This window comes from Devosia aquimaris (genome assembly GCF_020169335.1).
Classification (GTDB): domain Bacteria; phylum Pseudomonadota; class Alphaproteobacteria; order Rhizobiales; family Devosiaceae; genus Devosia; species Devosia aquimaris.
The window spans coordinates 833,401-850,798 of record NZ_JAIEZN010000001.1 but is presented as its reverse complement, the minus strand read 5'-3'; the positions used below and the strand labels follow the sequence as shown (position 1 = coordinate 850,798).

The 17,398-nt window shown below is 64.0% G+C and carries 15 protein-coding genes; 3 read left to right on the top strand and 12 right to left on the bottom strand.

Annotated elements, in window-relative coordinates:
- Positions 1-83 precede the first annotated feature (83 nt).
- From acpS to rpoZ, 4 genes are all read right to left on the bottom strand, one after another.
- Positions 84-500: a holo-ACP synthase gene (gene acpS, locus K1177_RS04085; RefSeq protein WP_224702047.1), complete on the bottom strand. Its 417-nt coding sequence runs from the start codon at positions 498-500 to the stop codon at positions 84-86.
- On the bottom strand, positions 497-1,090 hold the full coding sequence (gene pyrE / locus K1177_RS04080; RefSeq protein ID WP_224702046.1) for an orotate phosphoribosyltransferase: 594 nt from the start codon (positions 1,088-1,090) through the stop codon (positions 497-499). Before pyrE ends, acpS begins: the two co-directional genes overlap by 4 nt.
- Entirely contained in the window at positions 1,077-3,365 is a 2,289-nt protein-coding gene (locus K1177_RS04075; protein WP_224702045.1) for a RelA/SpoT family protein, read from the bottom strand. The genes pyrE and K1177_RS04075 overlap by 14 nt, the downstream gene beginning before the upstream one ends.
- Positions 3,366-3,588: 223 nt before the next feature.
- A complete protein-coding gene (rpoZ, locus tag K1177_RS04070; protein WP_224702044.1) occupies positions 3,589-3,957 on the bottom strand; it encodes a DNA-directed RNA polymerase subunit omega in 369 nt (122 codons plus the stop codon).
- Positions 3,958-4,180: 223 nt separating this feature from the next.
- Between rpoZ and K1177_RS04065 the strand changes: the two genes are divergently transcribed.
- The gene (locus K1177_RS04065; RefSeq protein ID WP_224702043.1) at positions 4,181-4,762 is read left to right on the top strand and encodes a LabA-like NYN domain-containing protein; all 582 of its coding nucleotides are present in this window, start codon (positions 4,181-4,183) and stop codon (positions 4,760-4,762) included.
- Here the strand turns inward: K1177_RS04065 and smpB are convergent.
- Entirely contained in the window at positions 4,759-5,256 is a 498-nt protein-coding gene (gene smpB, locus K1177_RS04060) for an SsrA-binding protein SmpB (protein ID WP_224702042.1), read from the bottom strand. The two genes, K1177_RS04065 and smpB, sit on opposite strands and share 4 nt — an antisense overlap.
- A gap of 5 nt (positions 5,257-5,261) precedes the next feature.
- Complete coding sequence (dapA, locus tag K1177_RS04055; protein WP_224702041.1) at positions 5,262-6,137, bottom strand: 4-hydroxy-tetrahydrodipicolinate synthase; 876 nt, start codon at positions 6,135-6,137, stop codon at positions 5,262-5,264.
- 203 nt (positions 6,138-6,340) lie between these two features.
- Between dapA and K1177_RS04050 the strand changes: the two genes are divergently transcribed.
- Positions 6,341-7,279, top strand: a complete 939-nt coding sequence (locus tag K1177_RS04050) for an alpha/beta fold hydrolase (protein WP_224702040.1) — start codon at positions 6,341-6,343, stop codon at positions 7,277-7,279.
- On the opposite strand, the gene K1177_RS04045 is transcribed toward K1177_RS04050, so the two are convergent.
- From K1177_RS04045 to K1177_RS04035, 3 genes are all read right to left on the bottom strand, one after another.
- Positions 7,276-7,812, bottom strand: coding sequence for a hypothetical protein (locus tag K1177_RS04045; protein ID WP_224702039.1), 537 nt, complete (start codon positions 7,810-7,812; stop codon positions 7,276-7,278). The two genes, K1177_RS04050 and K1177_RS04045, sit on opposite strands and share 4 nt — an antisense overlap.
- Positions 7,813-7,961: 149 nt before the next feature.
- Positions 7,962-11,168 carry an OmpA family protein gene (locus K1177_RS04040; protein WP_224702038.1) on the bottom strand — a complete coding sequence of 1,069 codons (3,207 nt, stop codon included), beginning with the start codon at positions 11,166-11,168 and terminating at the stop codon, positions 7,962-7,964.
- Between the two features lie 382 nt (positions 11,169-11,550).
- On the bottom strand, positions 11,551-12,924 hold the full coding sequence (locus K1177_RS04035) for a porin (protein ID WP_224702037.1): 1,374 nt from the start codon (positions 12,922-12,924) through the stop codon (positions 11,551-11,553).
- Positions 12,925-13,369: 445 nt separating this feature from the next.
- On the opposite strand from K1177_RS04035, the gene K1177_RS04030 reads away from it, so the two are divergent.
- Entirely contained in the window at positions 13,370-14,107 is a 738-nt protein-coding gene (locus K1177_RS04030; RefSeq protein ID WP_224702036.1) for an SDR family oxidoreductase, read from the top strand.
- 160 nt (positions 14,108-14,267) lie between these two features.
- Here K1177_RS04030 and nagA read toward each other — a convergent pair whose 3' ends face one another.
- From nagA to K1177_RS04015, 3 genes are read right to left on the bottom strand one after another with little or no spacing between them, the layout of a single operon-like run.
- Positions 14,268-15,428, bottom strand: coding sequence for an N-acetylglucosamine-6-phosphate deacetylase (nagA, locus tag K1177_RS04025; protein ID WP_224702035.1), 1,161 nt, complete (start codon positions 15,426-15,428; stop codon positions 14,268-14,270).
- A complete protein-coding gene (locus K1177_RS04020) occupies positions 15,425-16,435 on the bottom strand; it encodes an SIS domain-containing protein (protein WP_224703685.1) in 1,011 nt (336 codons plus the stop codon). The genes nagA and K1177_RS04020 overlap by 4 nt, the downstream gene beginning before the upstream one ends.
- Positions 16,436-16,449: 14 nt before the next feature.
- The gene (locus K1177_RS04015) at positions 16,450-17,238 is read right to left on the bottom strand and encodes a GntR family transcriptional regulator (protein ID WP_224702034.1); all 789 of its coding nucleotides are present in this window, start codon (positions 17,236-17,238) and stop codon (positions 16,450-16,452) included.
- Between the last annotated feature and the right edge of the window lie 160 nt (positions 17,239-17,398).

Genomic DNA, 17,398 nt, shown 5'->3' with positions numbered 1-17,398 from the left:
ATCCCCGAAATACTAGCGACGCAGGGTTAGTCCGTTGCGGTCCCCGGGTCAATTGAGTTGGCCGGCAGACAAATCGGAAAAGACTACACAGTTTGCGGCGCAACGTCCGGCAGCGCCTCGATGATGACGAAGGCCTGGGCCAGGCCGGCGTCGTCGGTGATGGTGAGGTGGATGTGGGGCGTGTGACCGGGCGGAACAAGACGCGCCAGGGCCTTGGCAGCACCATTGGTCAAAACCATGGTGGGCTTGCCCGAAGGCAGATTGACCACGCCCATGTCGCGCCAATAGACCCCCCAGGATATGCCGGTGCCCAGGGCCTTGGAACAGGCCTCCTTGGCGGCGAAGCGCTTGGCATAGGACGCGGCGCGCTGGGCGCGGCGATCGGACTTGCGGCGCTCGATCTCGGTGAAGCAGCGCTGGGTAAAGCGCTCACCGTATTTTTCCAGCGTCTGCTCGACGCGATGGATCTGGATCAGGTCCGAGCCCAGGCCGATGATCACTTGACCCCCTGAATGCCACGGCTGCCGGGCTTGACGGCGGGAATGGCGGCCAGTTCGGGCGGAAGCTGGTCGACGGGATAGGCGGGAACCTTGAACTCTATGAGGCTGACCAGCGGCACGCCGACATCGGCCTCGCCGCCCGAGCGATCGATCAGGCAGGCGGCAGCCACGACATTGGCGCCGATGCGGCGCAGCGCCTCGACGCATTCGCGGATGGACAGGCCCGTCGAGACAATGTCCTCGACGACGATGACCTGGTCGTCCGGACTGATCTCAAAGCCGCGGCGCAGCTCGAACTGGCCTTCCACGCGCTCGGTATAGAGCGCCGGCAGGCCAAGGTGGCGCGCCGTCTCGTAGCCGGGAATGATGCCGCCAATGGCGGGCGAAACGACCTTGGTCACGCCGCCGAAGCCATCGGCGCGAATCTTGTCGGCCAGGGCGCGGCAGAGCTTTTCGGTCTCTGCGGGATATTGGAAGACTTTGGCCTTCTGCAGGAACACCGGCGAGCGCAGCCCCGACGACAGGATGAAATGCCCCTCCAGCATGGCGCCGCAGGCGCGGAAAATGTCGAGGACCTCATCTTTGTTCATCGCTAAACCTCTTGTCGACCTTGCCGTCCCATTCGAGCGTGGAAATCATGGAAGCCTCGCGAATGCCGGCGCGCTGCACGGCGCTCAGGCCGGGGCTGCGCTTGAGCGTTGCCAGAACATCGGTGAGTTGCGCAAGGTCGCGCACCTCGATTTCAAAGATCATCTGGTGAAAGTCAGGCGAAATCATCCGCATGACCAGATTGTTGATATTGGCGTCGCAGGCGGCGATGGCCGAGGAGATCTGCGCCAGTGAGCCGGGTTTGTTGACCGATTCCATGGAAATGACGGTCGGATAGAGCCTATCTTCGCGCCCGTTGAGGTTCCAGCGCACATCGACCCAGGCGACGTCGCTGTCATGCATGTCGATCAGCGCATCGGAATGGATGGGATAGATCAGCATGGGGCTGTCGGGCTGGAGAATGCCGACGAGGCGATCGCCGGGGACGACGCCCTCCCCCGAGACGGCCACGGGCATGTGGAAATCGAGCTGGGACAGCGCCGCCTTGGCGCGCGGACCGGAGCGCTGGCCACCCGGCACGCGGAAGCGGTAGAGATCGGTGGAGCGGAGGGCGAACCAGCCATCGGCGGTGTCGGCGACAGGCAGGTCGAGCTTGCGGCGGCGCTTGTTCAGCCCCTTGATGCGGGCCAGTTCGGTGGTCAATGCCTCGGCGCTGACCTTGCCCTCGCCCACGGCGACCAGCAGGTCCCGGCGGGCGGCAAAGCCCAGCGCCTCGCAAAGGGCCGCAGACTCGCTGTCGTCCAGCATGACGCCTTCGCGCTCAAGCAGCATGTTGATCACATGCTCGCCCAGGGCCAGGGTCCGCTGGGCAGCGGCATTGCGCACGGCGCGGCGGATGGCGGCGCGGGCCTTGCCGGTAGCGGCGATGCCCAGCCAGTTCATGGGCGGCAGATGGTTCTGGTCGCGGATGATCTCGACTTCGTCGCCGCTGCGCAGCTGGGTGACCAGCGGCAGGATGGCGCCGTTGATCTTGGCGCCAACGGTGGTGTCGCCAATGTCGGTATGCAGCGCATAGGCGAAATCGATGGGCGTTGCACCGCGCGGCAGGGCAATCAGGCGCCCGCGCGGGGTAAAGCAGAACACCTGGTCCTGGAACAGCTCGAGCTTGGTGTATTCCAGGAAATCCTCGGTGGAGGAATTGCCGGTGGTCAGATGCGCAATGGTGGAGCGCAGCGAGCCATAGGCCTGGGATTCGTTCTCGATGCGGCTCAGGTCTGCCGAGGCACCATCCTTGTAGAGCGCATGGGCAGCAATGCCGAACTCGGCCACGCGATCCATGTCCTCGGTGCGGATCTGCAGCTCGGCGCGCTGGCGACCGGGGCCGACAATGGTGGTGTGGATGGACTGGTAGTCGTTGTGCTTGGGGACCGAGATATAGTCCTTGAAGCGCCCGGGCACGACCTTCCACTTGGTGTGGACCACGCCCAGCGTGCGATAGCACTCGGCGACCGAACCCACGATGACGCGGAAGCCGATCATGTCGGAGAGCTGTTCGAGGGCAATCGACTTGCGCTCGATCTTGTTGAAGATCGAGAAGGGCGACTTCACCCGCGCCTTCACGCGGGCAGCGATACCCTCAGCCGCCAGGCGCTCGGTGAGTTCGCTGGAAATGGTGGCAATGGTCTCGTGATAGGTGACCTGCATCTCGTCGAGGCGGGCGACGATGGCGTTATAGTGCTCGGGCTGCAGGATGCGGAAGGAAATGTCCTCCAGCTCGTTGCGCATGTCCTGCATGCCCATGCGGCCGGCGAGCGGCGCATAGATATCCATGGTTTCCTGGGCAATACGGGTGCGCTTTTCGGGCGGCATGTATTGCAGGGTGCGCATGTTGTGCAGGCGATCGGCCAGCTTGACCAGCAGCACGCGCACGTCCTGGCTGATGGCCAGGAGCAGTTTACGCAGGTTTTCGGCCTGGGCCTCCTCGCGCGAAACCAGGTTGAGCCGCTCGATCTTGGTCAGGCCATCGACAATGGCGCCGATCTCGGCGCCGAAGAGCTGGTCGATTTCGGCACGGGTGGCGTCGGTGTCCTCGATGGTGTCGTGCAGCAAGCCCACGGCAATGGAGGCGTCATCGAGCTTGAGCTCGGTGAGAATGGCGGCCACTTCGAGGGGATGGTTGAAATAAGGGTCGCCGGAGGCGCGCTTCTGCGAGCCATGCTTCTGCATGGCGTAGACATAGGCCTTGTTCAACAACTGCTCGTCGACGTTCGGGTTGTAAGCCTGAACGCGTTCGACCAGCTCATACTGACGCATCATGGAAGTGTCGCCGCTCGCTCTAAGTTTTCAGCTTAGCGCATTGAAAGAAAATGGGAAGGGCGGGAATGGAGTTCGCTGCTCTCCGACTGTAGGGGCCACCCAATCCCCGCCCTACCGCCCCAACAAGGAGAAAGATGGGACGGCGTGCCTCTGGCAAGCAAAGACCTGAAAGCAAAACACCCCCGGCTCGCGCCGAGGGTGTCGAATGCAGGATGGCGAAGCCTCAGTCGTCGCGGCGTTCCGGCGGAGCCAGGCTTTCGATGCCGCGCAGCAGCTCTTCTTCGCTCATGGTGTCGAAGGTGTCGGCATCGTCGTTGCCCGAGCCCTCGATCATGGGGGCGGCATGGCTTTCGGGCTCGTCAACCTCGACATATTTCTGCAGCGAATGGATCAGGTCCTCGCGCAGGTCGTCGGGGGATATGGCGCCATCGCCAATTTCACGCAGCGCCACGACGGGGTTCTTGTCGTTGTCGCGCGAGACGGTGATCTGGGCGCCGGACGAGATCATGCGCGCACGATGCGCGGCCATGAGCACGAGATCGAAACGGTTCTCGATCTTTTCAATGCAGTCTTCAACGGTGACGCGGGCCACGGACGTCTCCAAAATTTATGGAATGAGCGCTCCCCATACACGAGCATGGCGCCGGGCACAAGGATAGCGTGCCCCATTGCAGGCGAAACTGCGCGCTAACTTGCATGGCGCGCCAAAACATGTCATCACACACAAAATTTAATGATCCTCTGCGGAATTTAAGAAGTCCCTAGCCAGCGTTGAGCACGGCCGCCGTGCCAGACCCATTTTTGAAGGCCAGACAATGACAATTGATCCACGAGAAAAGATCGCCCTGTTCATCGATGGCGCCAATCTCTATGCGGCCTCCAAGGCAATCGGCGTTGACATCGACTACCGCCGGCTGCTGGCAGAATTCAAATCCCAGGCCTATCTACTGCGCGCCAATTATTACACCGCGCTGGTCGAGGATCAGGAATATTCCTCGATTCGGCCGCTGATCGACTGGCTCGACTACAATGGCTTCAATGTGGTGACCAAGCCGGCCAAGGAATTCACCGATGCCGGTGGGCGTCGCAAGATCAAGGGCAATATGGATATCGAGCTGTGCGTGGACGCGCTCGAACTGGCCCCCTACTACGACCACATGGTGCTGTTTTCCGGTGACGGGGACTTTACCGCCCTGGTGGCATCGCTGCAGCGCCTGGGCAAGCGCGTGACGGTGGTCTCGACGCTGACCACCTCCACGCCGATGATTTCCGATGATCTGCGGCGCCAGGCCGACTTCTTCCTCGACGTCGCCGAGCTGGCCAAGACCGTGGGGCGTCCGCCCAGCACGCGGCCCGTTGCCCCTGCCCCGGTTGCCGTGCCGGCAGAGCAGGACTAGCCCCGCCCGCCTTCTTTCATGATGCGCGACTTGTCGCGATTCCAGTCGCGATTGCGCTCGGTTTCGCGCTTGTCATAGTTCTTCTTGCCCTTGCCGACGCCGATCAGCACCTTGGCAAAACCCTTGTCGTCGAAGAACAGCTTGAGCGGCACGATGGTGTTGCCGGCGCGGGAGACTTCTTGATCGAGACGGGCCAGCTGCTTGCGCGAGACGAGCAGTTTGCGCGGTCGCTTCTCTTCGTGGTTGAAGCGATTGGCCTGCAGATATTCCGGGATATGCGCATTGATCAACCACAGCTCGCCCTTTTCCGGCGAAGCATAGGATTCGGTGATCTGTGCCTTGCCCAGACGCAGTGACTTGACCTCGGTACCGGTCAGCACGATGCCGGCTTCAAGCGTTTCACCGATCTCATAATCATAGCGCGAGCGGCGGTTTTCAGCCACGAGACCGTGGCTGATCACACCGTTCTTGGATTTGTCGTTCTTTGGGGCCATGAGCCTTAGATAAGCCCTGCGCGGGCCATTGCAATGTTCATGGCCTCTTCGGTGGCCGAAGACACCGGCACCAGCGGCAGGCGCAGTTCATTGGCACAGAGGTTGAGCCGGTTGGCGACATATTTCGCCGGCGCCGGATTGGGCTCCATGAACAGGTCCTTGTGCAGATAGACCAGCTTGTCGTTGATCTCGAGCGCCTTGCGGAAGTCGCCGGCCAGCGAGGCCTCCTGCATGTCGGCGCACAGGCGTGGCGCGACATTGGCCGTGACCGAGATACAGCCATGGCCACCATGGGCATTGAAGCCCAGGGCCGTGCTGTCATCGCCGGAAAGCAGGATGAAGTCGCTGCCCAGCTTGGCGCGCTCCATGCTGGCGCGTTCCATGTTGCCGGTGGCATCCTTGACGCCGATGATATTGTCATGGGCGTCGCGCAGGCGGGCGATGGTGTCCACGGTCAAGTCAACAATGGTGCGACCGGGCACGCTGTAGAGGATGACCGGAATGCCGATGGCGCTGGCCACAGCCGAGAAGTGCTGGAACAGGCCTTCCTGATTGGGCTTGTTGTAATAGGGCACGACCGACAGCACTGCGTCTGCGCCGGTTTCCTCGGCGAAGCGGGCGAGCGACACCGCCTCGGCGGTGGAGTTGGACCCCGCGCCGGCGATCACCGGGATGCGCTTGTTGGCGACCTCGATGGCGATCTCGACGACCCGGCGGTGCTCGTCATGGCTGACCGTGGGGCTTTCGCCCGTGGTGCCAACCGGCACAATGCCATGGGTGCCCTGGCTGATCTGCCAATCGACAAAGCTGGCGAAGGCTTTCTCATCCACCAGCCCATTGCGCATGGGAGTGATGAGTGCCGTAATCGATCCTCGCAGCATTTGTCGTCTTTTCCTCGATCTGGTCGCCGGCCCGCGGCCGTGGCGAATAAGAAGAACGGTCATAGCGCCGTTTTTGTGCGGCGCACCATAGTTTTTATCACATCGCTTCACAACGCATTGTTAGCGGGCGCGCCCCGGCGGCGGAAATGGCTTGAGGCCAGGCAAAGCGTGACGCTAGATGGGGGCAACACAGGATGACGCCCTTGGCCCGAGCCCGATCCGTTCCACCAGACCATGCCGCCTTCGCCGAGCTGCCAATCCAGCGCGTGACGCTGGGCCATGGGCTGTCGCTGGCGGTGCATGTGAGCGGTCGCCTGACGCAGCAGCGCGTGCCGGTGGTGTGCCTGCCCGGCTATCAGCGCAACATGAGCGACTTCACCGGATTTTCCGCGCATTTCAACCGCTTGGGTGCGGCGGACTGGCCGGTGGTGCTGATCGACTTGCCTGGGCGCGGCCGCTCGGATGACCGGCAACGCGCCGAGGACTACAGCACGCTGCGGGACGCTGAGGATGTGGCGGCCGTGCTGGCGGCGCTGGGTATCGGGCCTGTCGTATTAGTCGGCCAGGGACAGGGCGGACAGGTGGCCATGGCGCTCGCCGCAAACCATCCGCTGTTGTTTGCCGGGACGGTCCTGGTCGATGCCGGACCGGTCACCGATTCCCGCGGGATCGTGCGTTTGCGCAACAATCTGGCGCATGTGGAAAGCCTGCGCGGCGAGAAAACCGTGCGTGCTGGATTCCGCCGCATGCTGGCGGGCGATTACCCCGGGCAGGCAGAAGACCGGCTGGATGCACTGATGGGGCGCAGCCACTATCTCGACAAGCGGGGGCGAGCACGGCCGCTTTATGATCCGCGGCTGGTGGCGGCGCTGGCCGAGATCAATTTCGACGACGTGCTGATGGCGCAATGGCCGCTCTATGATGCGCTGCGTTGCGCGCCGCTGCTGCTACTGCGGACGCAGCTGAGCGACCAGGTGCGGCGGGAGACGTTTGACGAAATGGTACGCCGTCGGCCGGACGCGACGGCCATCACCCTGGCCGGCCAAGGCTCCCCTGCCCTGTTTGACGGCACCGACGAAACTGCCGCCATCGCCCGCTTTGTGATGGACATCAGCCAGCAACGGCTGGGCCGCGCCGCCTAATTGTCGGCCGGCAGGCGTTCAGCCAGCATGCGCTCGGCCTGTGCTACCCATTGCTCGCGGCGAATACGCCCCTTGAACGCCAGGCGCGCATCGACCCAATCGACATTGGCGCGGTCCCAGGCGGCAATCTGATCGAGATGATAGATGCCCAGGGCATGCAGCGATGCCTCGATCTTGGGCCCAATGCCCTTGATGGCCTGCAGCTTGTCCGGCGTGCCGTTGCGCGGCGCCGCCAACGCCGGGGGCCGCGGATCGGCCGGGGGTGCAGGTGGAACTGGCTCAGCGGGCGGCGCCGCGCGCGTGGGCAGTTCGGGTGGCGGATCATTGGCCGCGGCGGCCGCCAGGCGCGCTGCAGGCGTCGGCACCCGACGCGGCGGCGGGGCCGGCGCGGCTTCGGCCATTTCCGGCGGCACGATGCGTGTCCCCTGTGCGGCATGCAGCAGGCGATGCAGGCCATAGCCGAGCAGGCAGCCGACAACATAGGCCAACAGCACGAGCAGCGCGGTTTCGGCAACATGGGCAATATTGGTCATTGCACCACTCACGGCTTGGGCGGGCTGAAGCTTCGCCAGCCCACCACGACGCCAATTGCCAGCACCACGGCCAGGTAGGGCCAGTAATAGCCCAGCAGAAACTGAAGCCCGGCCCAGCTCATGACAAACGGCCTAGCGCTGGCGGCAGATCACGGCGCGACATTGCTGACCGTCACCACGATGCGGCGGTTGAGGCGCTTGCCGGCGGCCGTGTCATTGTCGGCGACCGGGCGCGCGGCGCCATAGCCGACCGCATAGAGCAGGCTGGGATCGACACCGCGTTCGATCAGGGCCGAGACCACGGCTTCAGCGCGGGCAACCGAGAGCGCCAGGTTCTGCTGCGGATCGCCATCGGCATCGGTGTGGCCCTCGACATGGATCTGCGCCGGTGGGCAGGCCTTGAGGTCCATGGCCAGCTCGTCAAGGGCACGTTCGGACTCCGCCGAGATCAGCGCCGCGCCCGACTGGAACAGGATGGCGTTGCGTCCGGAGAAATCGGCCAGGATGCCAATGCAGGCCGACAGATCCGGCGATGGCGGGGTTTCGGGCACCGGTTCTGTGGCGGCCACTTCCGGCTCGGCAGCCGGTGGCGGCACGGCGACATCGAGCCTCCATGTGGCGGCGGTATCGGTGGCCACGGCGGCACTGATGGCGTCATTGGTCACCGGATCGGGCGCCGAGCCGCTCAAGCGCCAGGCGCCATTGGCGAAGTCGAGCTGTCCCGTGGTGAGGCGCTGGAGGGCACGCAGGCCGATTTCGGCGCTGGCGAGGAAGCCATTGGGGGCGCCTTCGGCCAGGCTGACCGCAGCCGCATCGCCCTTGGAGAGAGCGGTGAGCCGCTGCAGGGCGGCATCGTCCGGCACTTGGCCGCTGAGGATAACGCTGCCATCGGCCGATCGGCTGGCCGAGAAGGCATAGGCCGGGTCGACGACTGGCGGCGTCTGCTCGACCGGTGCTTCGGTTGCGACCGGTTCGGCCTCGGTCACTTCCGCTGTCGCCGCGGGTGTTTCGGTCACGGCGGGTTCGGCGGGCACGGCTTCGGCGGCAGCATGGACGAGCGTGACTTGCCAGTCCTGCGCCGGCGTGCGGCCGCCGGACAACAGGGCCGTCACCGCAGCGTCATCGGCATCCGCCGGCAATGTGCCTTCGATGGACCATTTGCTGCCGTCAAAGCTGACGCGACCTTCGGTCAGCGGCGCCAGAGCGTCGAGGCCGGCAACCACATCGTCGGCAAAGCCGGCGGGCGCATTGGGATCGATGACGGTCTCGTCAACCGCCCCTGCCCCGGCCCGCACGCTGATGAAGCGCTTGAGCGTATCGGCAGGGACAAGCCCGGTCATGGTCACCACGCCGTCTGCGGCCTTGGTCGCCGACCAGACATAGGGCGAGGCCGGCAGGGCTTCGGGCGCCGTGATGGCAACTGTCCAGGCCGCGGTGTCCGTAGCCTTGGACAGTGCGGCCAGAACCGCATCGCGCGCCTCGGCAGAGGCGGCATTGCCGCTGAGCGACCAGGCATTGCCGTCATAGCTGGCCGTGCCGCTCTCGAGCGCAAGGACCGCCGCCAGGGCGGCACGCGCGGCCGTGTCGAAGCCTGCGGGTTCGCCGGTCGCAATGGTGAGGCCGTCGCTGGCGCCGGGGCCAGCCTGGCGCACAAGCGCCTGGCGTATGGCGGGCGTGGGCGCGGAGCCAGCGAGGCTGACGCCAGCCGCCGACCGCGTGGCCGACCAGATATAGGGCGAGGCTACAGCAATCACCGGCTGCGGCTCGGCCAGGGCCATGGACCAGCCGGCGGCGGCTAGCTGTCGGGTGGCAAAATCAGTCTCGGCGGCAGCCTTGTCGATGGCCGACTTGGGCGTGCCGGTGAGCAGCCAGCCCGAACCGTCAAAGCTTATCTTGCCCTCAGCCAGCCACTGCAAAAGGTTGAGCCCGGTCTTGGCGGAGTCGACGAAATTGGTGGGGGCGCCAGAGGCAAAGCTGGTCGATGCCGTCGCACCAGGTCCGGCGGCCGTTTTCAGGGTCACCAGATCCTGCGGATTGGGCACGAGGCCCGTCAGCACAATGGTGCCGGAGGGCTGCTTGACGGCAGCAAATTCATATTGCGCGGCGCGCGGCGGCAGAATGTCACCAGCCGTCAGGGTCAACCCCTGCGGCGCCTGTTCGGCGACAGCGGCCAGCAGCGCCTGGTAGTCGGCACCGCTATTGGCCGTGCCGGTCAGGGTGATGGCCGTGCCATTGAGTGCGAAACGGCCCTCGCTCATGCGATCGAGCATGGTGAGACCGAAATCGACTGCCGACTGGTAGCGTTCGGGCGCGCCGCGGCCGAGCTTGAGGAAACTGGCATCGGCACCCTTGTGCTGGGCCAGACGCTCGCGCGTGGCCTCGTCGGGCGCATAGCCATCGAACACAATGGTGCCACTGGCCTGCCGCGTGGCCGATACCCAATAGTCGGCGATGCGGGGCGGCTCGAGGGTGATAATGGAGCCAGCGGGCTCGAGTGCTTCGACAACGGCCTGGGCGACAGCCTCGCTCGGCGGCGCGCCCGTGAGGGTGCTGATGCCATCCGTGATGCTGGCCGAACCGTATTCAAGACGCGAAAGTTGTTCAATAAGCGTCTGAGACAGCGAATCAAATCCCTCTGGCGCACCGGACCCAAGGGCAAGGCCGGTGGACACGGTAAGGCCCGCTGCAGCGGCAGTGCGCAAGCGATCTGCCAGTTGATCATTGGGCACGAAACCGGAAATCGCGATGCTTTGGCCATCCGAAACGGCAGTCCACTCATAGGGGGACACCAGCGCCGGCTCGATCTCCACCTTACCCAGGGCCGTCCCCTGCGGCGCACCCGCGCGCATGACAATGAGCAGGTCACGATAATCGCGGACCGACTTGGCACGGCCGGTCACATTGACCGTCAGATCGGAGACCTCGATGCTGCCTTGATCGAAATATTGCAGGTGATCGATGGCAAATTCGGCGCCGGCCAGCCAGGCTTGCCGATCCTTCAGGCCGGAACTGAGCACAAGATCGCCCTGCCCCACGCCGGCGTGGGCCAGAAGTTTGTCGCGCGTGGTGATATCAGGAACTCCGCCGGAGACCGCGATCGCGCCATCGGCAATGCTGACCTCAAAACGATAGGGCGCCAGCACCGGGGCCAAGGTCACGGCGGTGGCAACGCCGCGCACACCAGCAAGACTGGAGAGCTGGTTGACCACGGAATCGACCCGAGCCTGATCGGTCGTGGTGCCGGACAGAGAAATGTCGCGCATGTCGACGGACAAGTCGGCCCAATCGACGCCGGCCCGATCAAGAACGGCACGGGATTGGGCTGAAACATCATCCGCAATCCTGGATGAGGTCATGGCCAGACAAATCGTGGTTCCCCCCAGGACTGTGGCCAGCCCAGGCACGACCCACTTCAGAAGGTCCCTGATCATTCAATATCCAGTGAAACGTCCGCAACTGCGGCAACGCTAGAGCATTTCGACCGGCGATGAAATGGATTTTGGTTCGCTAACGGCCTGTTCTCTAACGCATTTTCGCGAGCGGGTCAGGACCTGACAGCTCATGGGGCTAGCAGAGGCAGAATCAGCGGTGACGCAGCCGGCAAAATGTCGCTGTGGTCGGCTCCGTCGCCGCGCGGTCAACAGTCCAGGCGCGAGGATGGCGAGCAACGGTCACCCCGCAAAAGCAGAAAGGCCCGGCGTGAGCCGGGCCTTTCCGTAGTGGGTCGTAATCCGAGGATTACTGGAAGGCCTTGGCAGCCTTGAAGGTGACCTTGTAGGCACCGTTCTGCTGGACAGTGGCGCCAACCGACGAGGTGAAACCGCCGCCAGGAGCCCAAGCCAGGGTTGCACTGCCGTACACGTCCGACAGAGCCGGGGTGGCAACAGCAATGGTGCGCTCGGTGCGGCCATAGACGCCGACTTCGCCGGTGACGGTGATGGTCTCGGAGAGAGCAGCAACGAGCTGAGCGGCAACCTGGTAGCCAGCGCCCGAACCCGAAACGTCCTGACCGAAGTAACGGCCACCGAGGTTAACCGACACGCCTTCCGACACCTTGGCGCCGATGGAGCCGCCGAAACCGTAACCGGTCGAGCGGACGCCAGCAGCAGTGGTGCTGCTCAGGACTTCAGCCGAAGCTGCGATCGTGAACATGTCGAAGGTGCCCTGAGCCGACACGAGGCCGTTCAGGTAGCTGGTCTGGTCGCCAGCGAGGGTCGAACCACCGGCAGCCAGAGCGCCGCGGATCTTGAAGGCGTCGAACGTGCCGGTGAAGCCGGCATGGATCGCATAGGTGTCAGCGGCGGTAGCGATACCGTCGAGGATGCCACCAGCAGCAGCGCTGATGTGCGCGGTGACCGAGTCACCCGAGTACTGCAGAACGCCAACCAGGGTGCCGGCTGCGTCGATCTTTTCCAGACCGATCTTGCCGCCAACGCCGTTGCCGAAGTCGGATTCGAGCTGGATGACATGGCCGCCGGTTGCGGTGAAGGCCTTGTAGTATTCATCCGAGCCGATGACGCCCTTGTCTTCCTTGGAAGCAGCGAACAGGCCAGTGAAGTTGAAGGGCTCGTCGTCGCCCTTGTTGAAGATCGAACCCTTCTTACCAGCGGAGAGAACGGTCGCATCGCCAACCTGGACGTAGGCTTCGTCCATGAAGAACAGGTTGTTCTTCTGGTCGCCAGCAGCACCCAGAACGCCATTCACGAAAACCGACTTGTTTTCGTTCTTGATCTTGATCACAGCACGAGCAGGACCGAAGTCGCTCGATGCAGTGCCAACGAACTTCAGCCAGGACTCAACCTTCGAGTTCCACTCGTTGGTGCCGCCAGCGACGGTGTCGGGGGCATCGATGTCCTTGAGAACGACAACGCCGGCGCCGCCCAGGGGCAGGCTGGAGATGACGGTCTTGCCGTTGAAGTTACCGAAGTTCATTTCGTAGGAAACGGAACCCGAGATCTGCAGGCAGTTGTCGGCAGACGAGATGGTCAGGCCGGACAGGCCCAGGTCGTTGCAAAGGTCCATCGAGGTGAGGACGCCGAGATCGGCAGCAAAGCCCGAGGTCGAGAGACCGGCAGCAGCTACAGAACCGAGGATAAGGCTCTTGAGTTTCATTAGTTGACCTCCAAAGTCAGTCATTCTTGGTGCCGGCGGAGCGGCGGTTTGTCGAAACGCGACCACACTATTCGTGGTGCAGTGTGTTGTCGTCGCGTTGCGACCGACAAACGATCCCATGCATGGATTCGCAAGACCCACTCTACGCATGGCGAAAAAGGACGCAATCGCGCAAAAGCCGTTTTGTCGGGGCGGCAATATGGTTGCCAACCGTATGTTGCAGATTCAGCACACAGATTGAAACCTCTTGTTAACCCGGCTGAACAAGGCGTTAAATTTCCCCGATTTCTGGGCTTTTTAAGGCCACAGACCTGCGGACGGCACAAAGACGCCAGCAACAGCGCCGCGACGCCTGCAATTAAGAGCCACAAGGGAATGTGCAGATTTTGGGATGGAACTGTGGCGGCCGACGTGGTGGAACGGAGCACCAGGAGGAGAGAGTTCAATGGGCGACAAGGTAGCGGTGGTAACGGGGGGCGGATCCGGAATCGGCAAGGCGGCAGCGTTGGGTCTGGCGGCTGCCGGCTACAGAATCGCGATCTGTGGGCGCCGCCAGGATGCGCTCGACGCCGTGACGGCGCAGACCGGCGGCCTGGGCGTGTCGTGCAATGTGACCGATCCGGAATCGGTCGGCGCCTTCTTTGAGGCCGTGATGGGGCGCTATGGCCGGGTCGACGTGGTGTTCAACAATGCCGGGCGCTTTGCACCCGCCGCCTCTGTGGGCGATCTGGCGGTCGATGTCTGGCGCGAAATGATCGACACCAATCTCAACGGCGCCTTTTACGTGGCGCGCGAAGCCTTCCGCATCATGCGCGACCAGAGCCCCCAGGGCGGGCGCATCATCAACAATGGCTCGATCTCGGCGCATGTGCCGCGGCCGCTGGCGGCGTCCTACACCACCTCCAAGCATGCCATCACCGGGCTGACCAAGGCGATTTCGCTCGATGGCCGCCCCTATGGGATTGCCTGTGGACAGATCGATATCGGCAATGCCGCCACAGACATGACCAGCCAGATGAACAGCGGCTCGCTGCAGGCCAATGGCAGCGTAGTGCCAGAACCCACGTTCGACGTGCGTCATGTCGTGGACGCGCTGGTCTATATGGCCGAGCTGCCGCTGAGCGCCAATGTCCAGTTCATGACCGTGATGGCAACCAACATGCCTTATATTGGTCGCGGCTAGCGACGAGGGCGCCATTCGGCCGCAGGCCTCATGGCCTTCTCGCCTCAAATCGCTCCACCGGAGCGATTTGCCCTAGCGGACGGCTCGAAGTGTCCAGTTCATGACGGTCATGGCAACCAACATGCCTTATATTGGTCGCGGCTAGGCGCACACGACCTCGCTACACCTGGAAGACCTGGCGGCCACTGATCCAGGTGGCGCTGACTCGGCGGGCGTCATCAAGATGCACGAAGCTGGCCAGCGCGCCCGGGCCGAGGTGGCCATGCAGGTCCGCAATGCCCATGGCCTCTGCCGGATAGAGCGCGGCCATGCGTAGCGCCTCGTCCAGCGTGAGGCCGATGGTGCTGTGCATGAACTCGACAGCATTGATCATGTCGAGATCGGCGCCGGCCAGGGTGCCATCATCTAGGCGAAGGGCGCCATTGGCGCGGGTGATGGTGCGGCCGTTGAGCGTAAAGCTGGTGAGGTCGGTGCCGGTCTGCGACATGGCATCGGTCACCAGGAAGATGTGACCCGTGCCGTGTTTGGCGCGCAGCGCCGCCCGGATCGCCGCGGGGTGGACGTGGATGCCATCGGCAATCAGGCCGGCATGCACATGGGGCGAGGCCAGCACGGCGCCGACAACGCCGGGCTCGCGGTTGCCCAACTGGCTCATAGCATTGAACAGATGCGTGGCCATGGTCGCGCCAGCCTCGAAAGCGGCGGTGGCAACGTCAAAGCCGGCATCGGAATGGCCGATGCTGACCACGATACCGGCAGCCTGCAGCGCGGCAATCATGGCCGGCTCGACCGTTTCGGCGGCCACCGTGACCAGGAGATTGGGCAGTTCGGCACGCGCCGCGATCAGGCGCGCGCAATCCTCGGCGTCCATGGGGCGGATGAGGTCGGGGTGATGGGTGCCCTTGCGGGCCAGCGACAGATGCGGCCCCTCGAGGTGCAGCCCGATGAAGCCGGGCACGGCGGCGTCCGCCGCGGCCTTGCCGGCGGCAATGGCAGCGACATTGACCGGCACGGTGTCGGTGATCAGCGTGGGCAACAGCGCCGTGGTGCCGAACTGGGCATGGGCGGCGCAGATGGTGCGGATGCCCGACAGGGTCGGGTCGTTGTTGAACAGTACACCTCCGCCGCCATTGACTTGCAGGTCGACGAAACCGGGAACCAGCATGCCACCAGCAAGCGTGACGCGCTCGGCGTGCGCGGGCACGTCCGCAGCGCGGACAATGCCCGAGACGTGGCCGAACTCGGTGAGCAGGGCCGCATCGTCATGCCAGCCCTGGCCGTCGAAAATGCGCGCGCCGCTGATGGCCTGTAGATCACTCATACTGTTTCGGTGACCTTCTTGAGCGCCGGCGGCAGGTCGGGATTGAAGCCGCGATGGCGCGAGAGCGCCTCCACTAGACCATAGAAGGAGACAATCAGGGCCAGCGGGTCGGTGATCGAATGGCCGGTTGCGGCAAAGGGCAGCGCTTTGGCGGCGCCCGGCAGACTGCTAGTGAGGAAGGCCAGTGCCCCCTGCCCGGCCAGCTTGTGGGTCATCTCGGCAACCGAGGTTTCAGCGGCATCGCGGGCGGCCAGGCCGAGCACCGGATAGCCGCGCGTAACGATGGCGACCGGGCCGTGCATCACTTCGGCGGCGCTGTAGGATTCAGCCTGGATGTTGCAGGTCTCCTTGAACTTGAGCGCAGCTTCATTGGCGATGGCAAAGCCGGGACCGCGGCCCAGGACATAAAGAGCATTGTGGCCATCAAGCGCGCCGATCATCTCGGACCAGTCGCAATGCACGGCCTTTTCGAGCGCCTCTGGCAGATCGTTGACGGCGGCCAGAAGGGCAGCATCGCCACTCCAGCGGGCGATCAGCGCCAGTCCGGCGACGACGGACGCGACAAAGGTCTTGGTGGCCGCCACGCTCTTTTCAGCGCCCGCAAGCAGGTCGATGGTGAAATCAGAGGCCTCTGCCAGGGGCGAGCCGGCGGTGTTGGTGATGGCGATCGAGAGGGCGCCGGAGCGGCGGGCCGACTGGGCCATGCCAACGATGTCAGGCGATTTGCCAGACTGGGATACCGCAATGGCGGCGCCGCGGCCCAGCTTGATGTCCTTGCCATAGATGGAGGCGATCGAGGGGCCGATGGAGGCGACCGGCAGGCCCAGGGTCAGCTCGGCGGCATATTTGAGATAGGCGCAGGCGTGGTCGGACGAGCCGCGGGCCACCGTGGCAATGACATTGGGATCGCGCTCGCGCAGGGCAGCCGCAGCGGCATCCAGTACAGTGCCGCTCTTATCCAGGAAGGTCGCGATGACGCCGGGGATCTCGTTGATTTCACGGCGCATATGGGTCTGGTCGGTCACGTCTTGCTACTTCCGGTCGTTGGAGAGTCGCCGAGCCGAAGTTCGGCGACAAAGTCATAGGTGTCGCCCCGATAGATGGAGCGGGTGAATTCGATCACGCGCCCAGACGCGAGATAGGAGGTGCGCTCGATATTGAGCCCGGCCGAGCCGACGGCCACCTGCAGCAGCTGGGCATCATTGGCGTCGAGATTGGCGGCGCGGATACGCTGGATGGCGCGCGTGGGCCGGTTGCCGGACTTGTCGAGGTGGCGATAGAGCGAATCCCCGATCGCCAGGGGATCGGGCAGCACCTGGGTGGAGAGCGAGGCCCGTTCGATCGCCAGCGGAATATCGCCGGTCAGGCGCAGGCGGGAGATGCGCGCCACGTGGTCACCGGCCGACAGGCCGAGAATGATCGTTTCCTCCGGCGAGGGCAGATAGATGCCGCGATCAAGCCACTCGGCGCGCACAGCCATGCCACGGCGGGCCATGTCCTCGGTGAACGAGGTGAGCTGGGACAGGGATTGTTCGACGCGCTGGGTCTGCGGCGCAACGAATGTGCCCGAGCCATGGCGCTGCACCAGAATGCCATCCTGCACCAGTTGCAGCACGGCCTTGCGCACGGTGACACGGGACACATCGACCCGGGCGGCCAGGTCGCGCTCGGACGGCAGGGCATCGCCCGCGCCAATATCGCCACGGTGAATGGCGTCTTCAATCCAGCGTTTCAACTGCAGGTAGAGGGGTCCCCCCTGGGGCAGGACGATGGGACCGGCGGAAAAGAAACTGTTGGACAGCTCAGTCACTCACTTCCCTCTTGCGTTCATAGATCTTGGTGACCTGCATACCATCGATCCCCGGGGATCGGGCAAGCGCTGTCCCGTGCGACATAATACCAATAAAATACCATTCACCAAGCGCAAAACCAAGCCCCTGTGGATTTCGCCGCATGCCGTTGCGCCAATT

What these genes read in the sequence shown, in the direction of transcription:
- pyrE (WP_224702046.1), bottom strand. Translation starts at nt 1,090, where the DNA reads ATGAACAAAGATGAGGTCCTCGACATTTTCCGCGCCTGCGGCGCCATG.
- K1177_RS04075 (WP_224702045.1), bottom strand. Translation starts at nt 3,365, where the DNA reads ATGATGCGTCAGTATGAGCTGGTCGAACGCGTTCAGGCTTACAACCCG.
- K1177_RS04065 (WP_224702043.1), top strand. Translation starts at nt 4,181, where the DNA reads ATGACAATTGATCCACGAGAAAAGATCGCCCTGTTCATCGATGGCGCC.
- smpB (WP_224702042.1), bottom strand. Translation starts at nt 5,256, where the DNA reads ATGGCCCCAAAGAACGACAAATCCAAGAACGGTGTGATCAGCCACGGT.
- dapA (WP_224702041.1), bottom strand. Translation starts at nt 6,137, where the DNA reads ATGCTGCGAGGATCGATTACGGCACTCATCACTCCCATGCGCAATGGG.
- K1177_RS04045 (WP_224702039.1), bottom strand. Translation starts at nt 7,812, where the DNA reads ATGACCAATATTGCCCATGTTGCCGAAACCGCGCTGCTCGTGCTGTTG.
- K1177_RS04040 (WP_224702038.1), bottom strand. Translation starts at nt 11,168, where the DNA reads ATGACCTCATCCAGGATTGCGGATGATGTTTCAGCCCAATCCCGTGCC.
- K1177_RS04035 (WP_224702037.1), bottom strand. Translation starts at nt 12,924, where the DNA reads ATGAAACTCAAGAGCCTTATCCTCGGTTCTGTAGCTGCTGCCGGTCTC.
- K1177_RS04030 (WP_224702036.1), top strand. Translation starts at nt 13,370, where the DNA reads ATGGGCGACAAGGTAGCGGTGGTAACGGGGGGCGGATCCGGAATCGGC.
- nagA (WP_224702035.1), bottom strand. Translation starts at nt 15,428, where the DNA reads ATGAGTGATCTACAGGCCATCAGCGGCGCGCGCATTTTCGACGGCCAG.
- K1177_RS04020 (WP_224703685.1), bottom strand. Translation starts at nt 16,435, where the DNA reads ATGCGCCGTGAAATCAACGAGATCCCCGGCGTCATCGCGACCTTCCTG.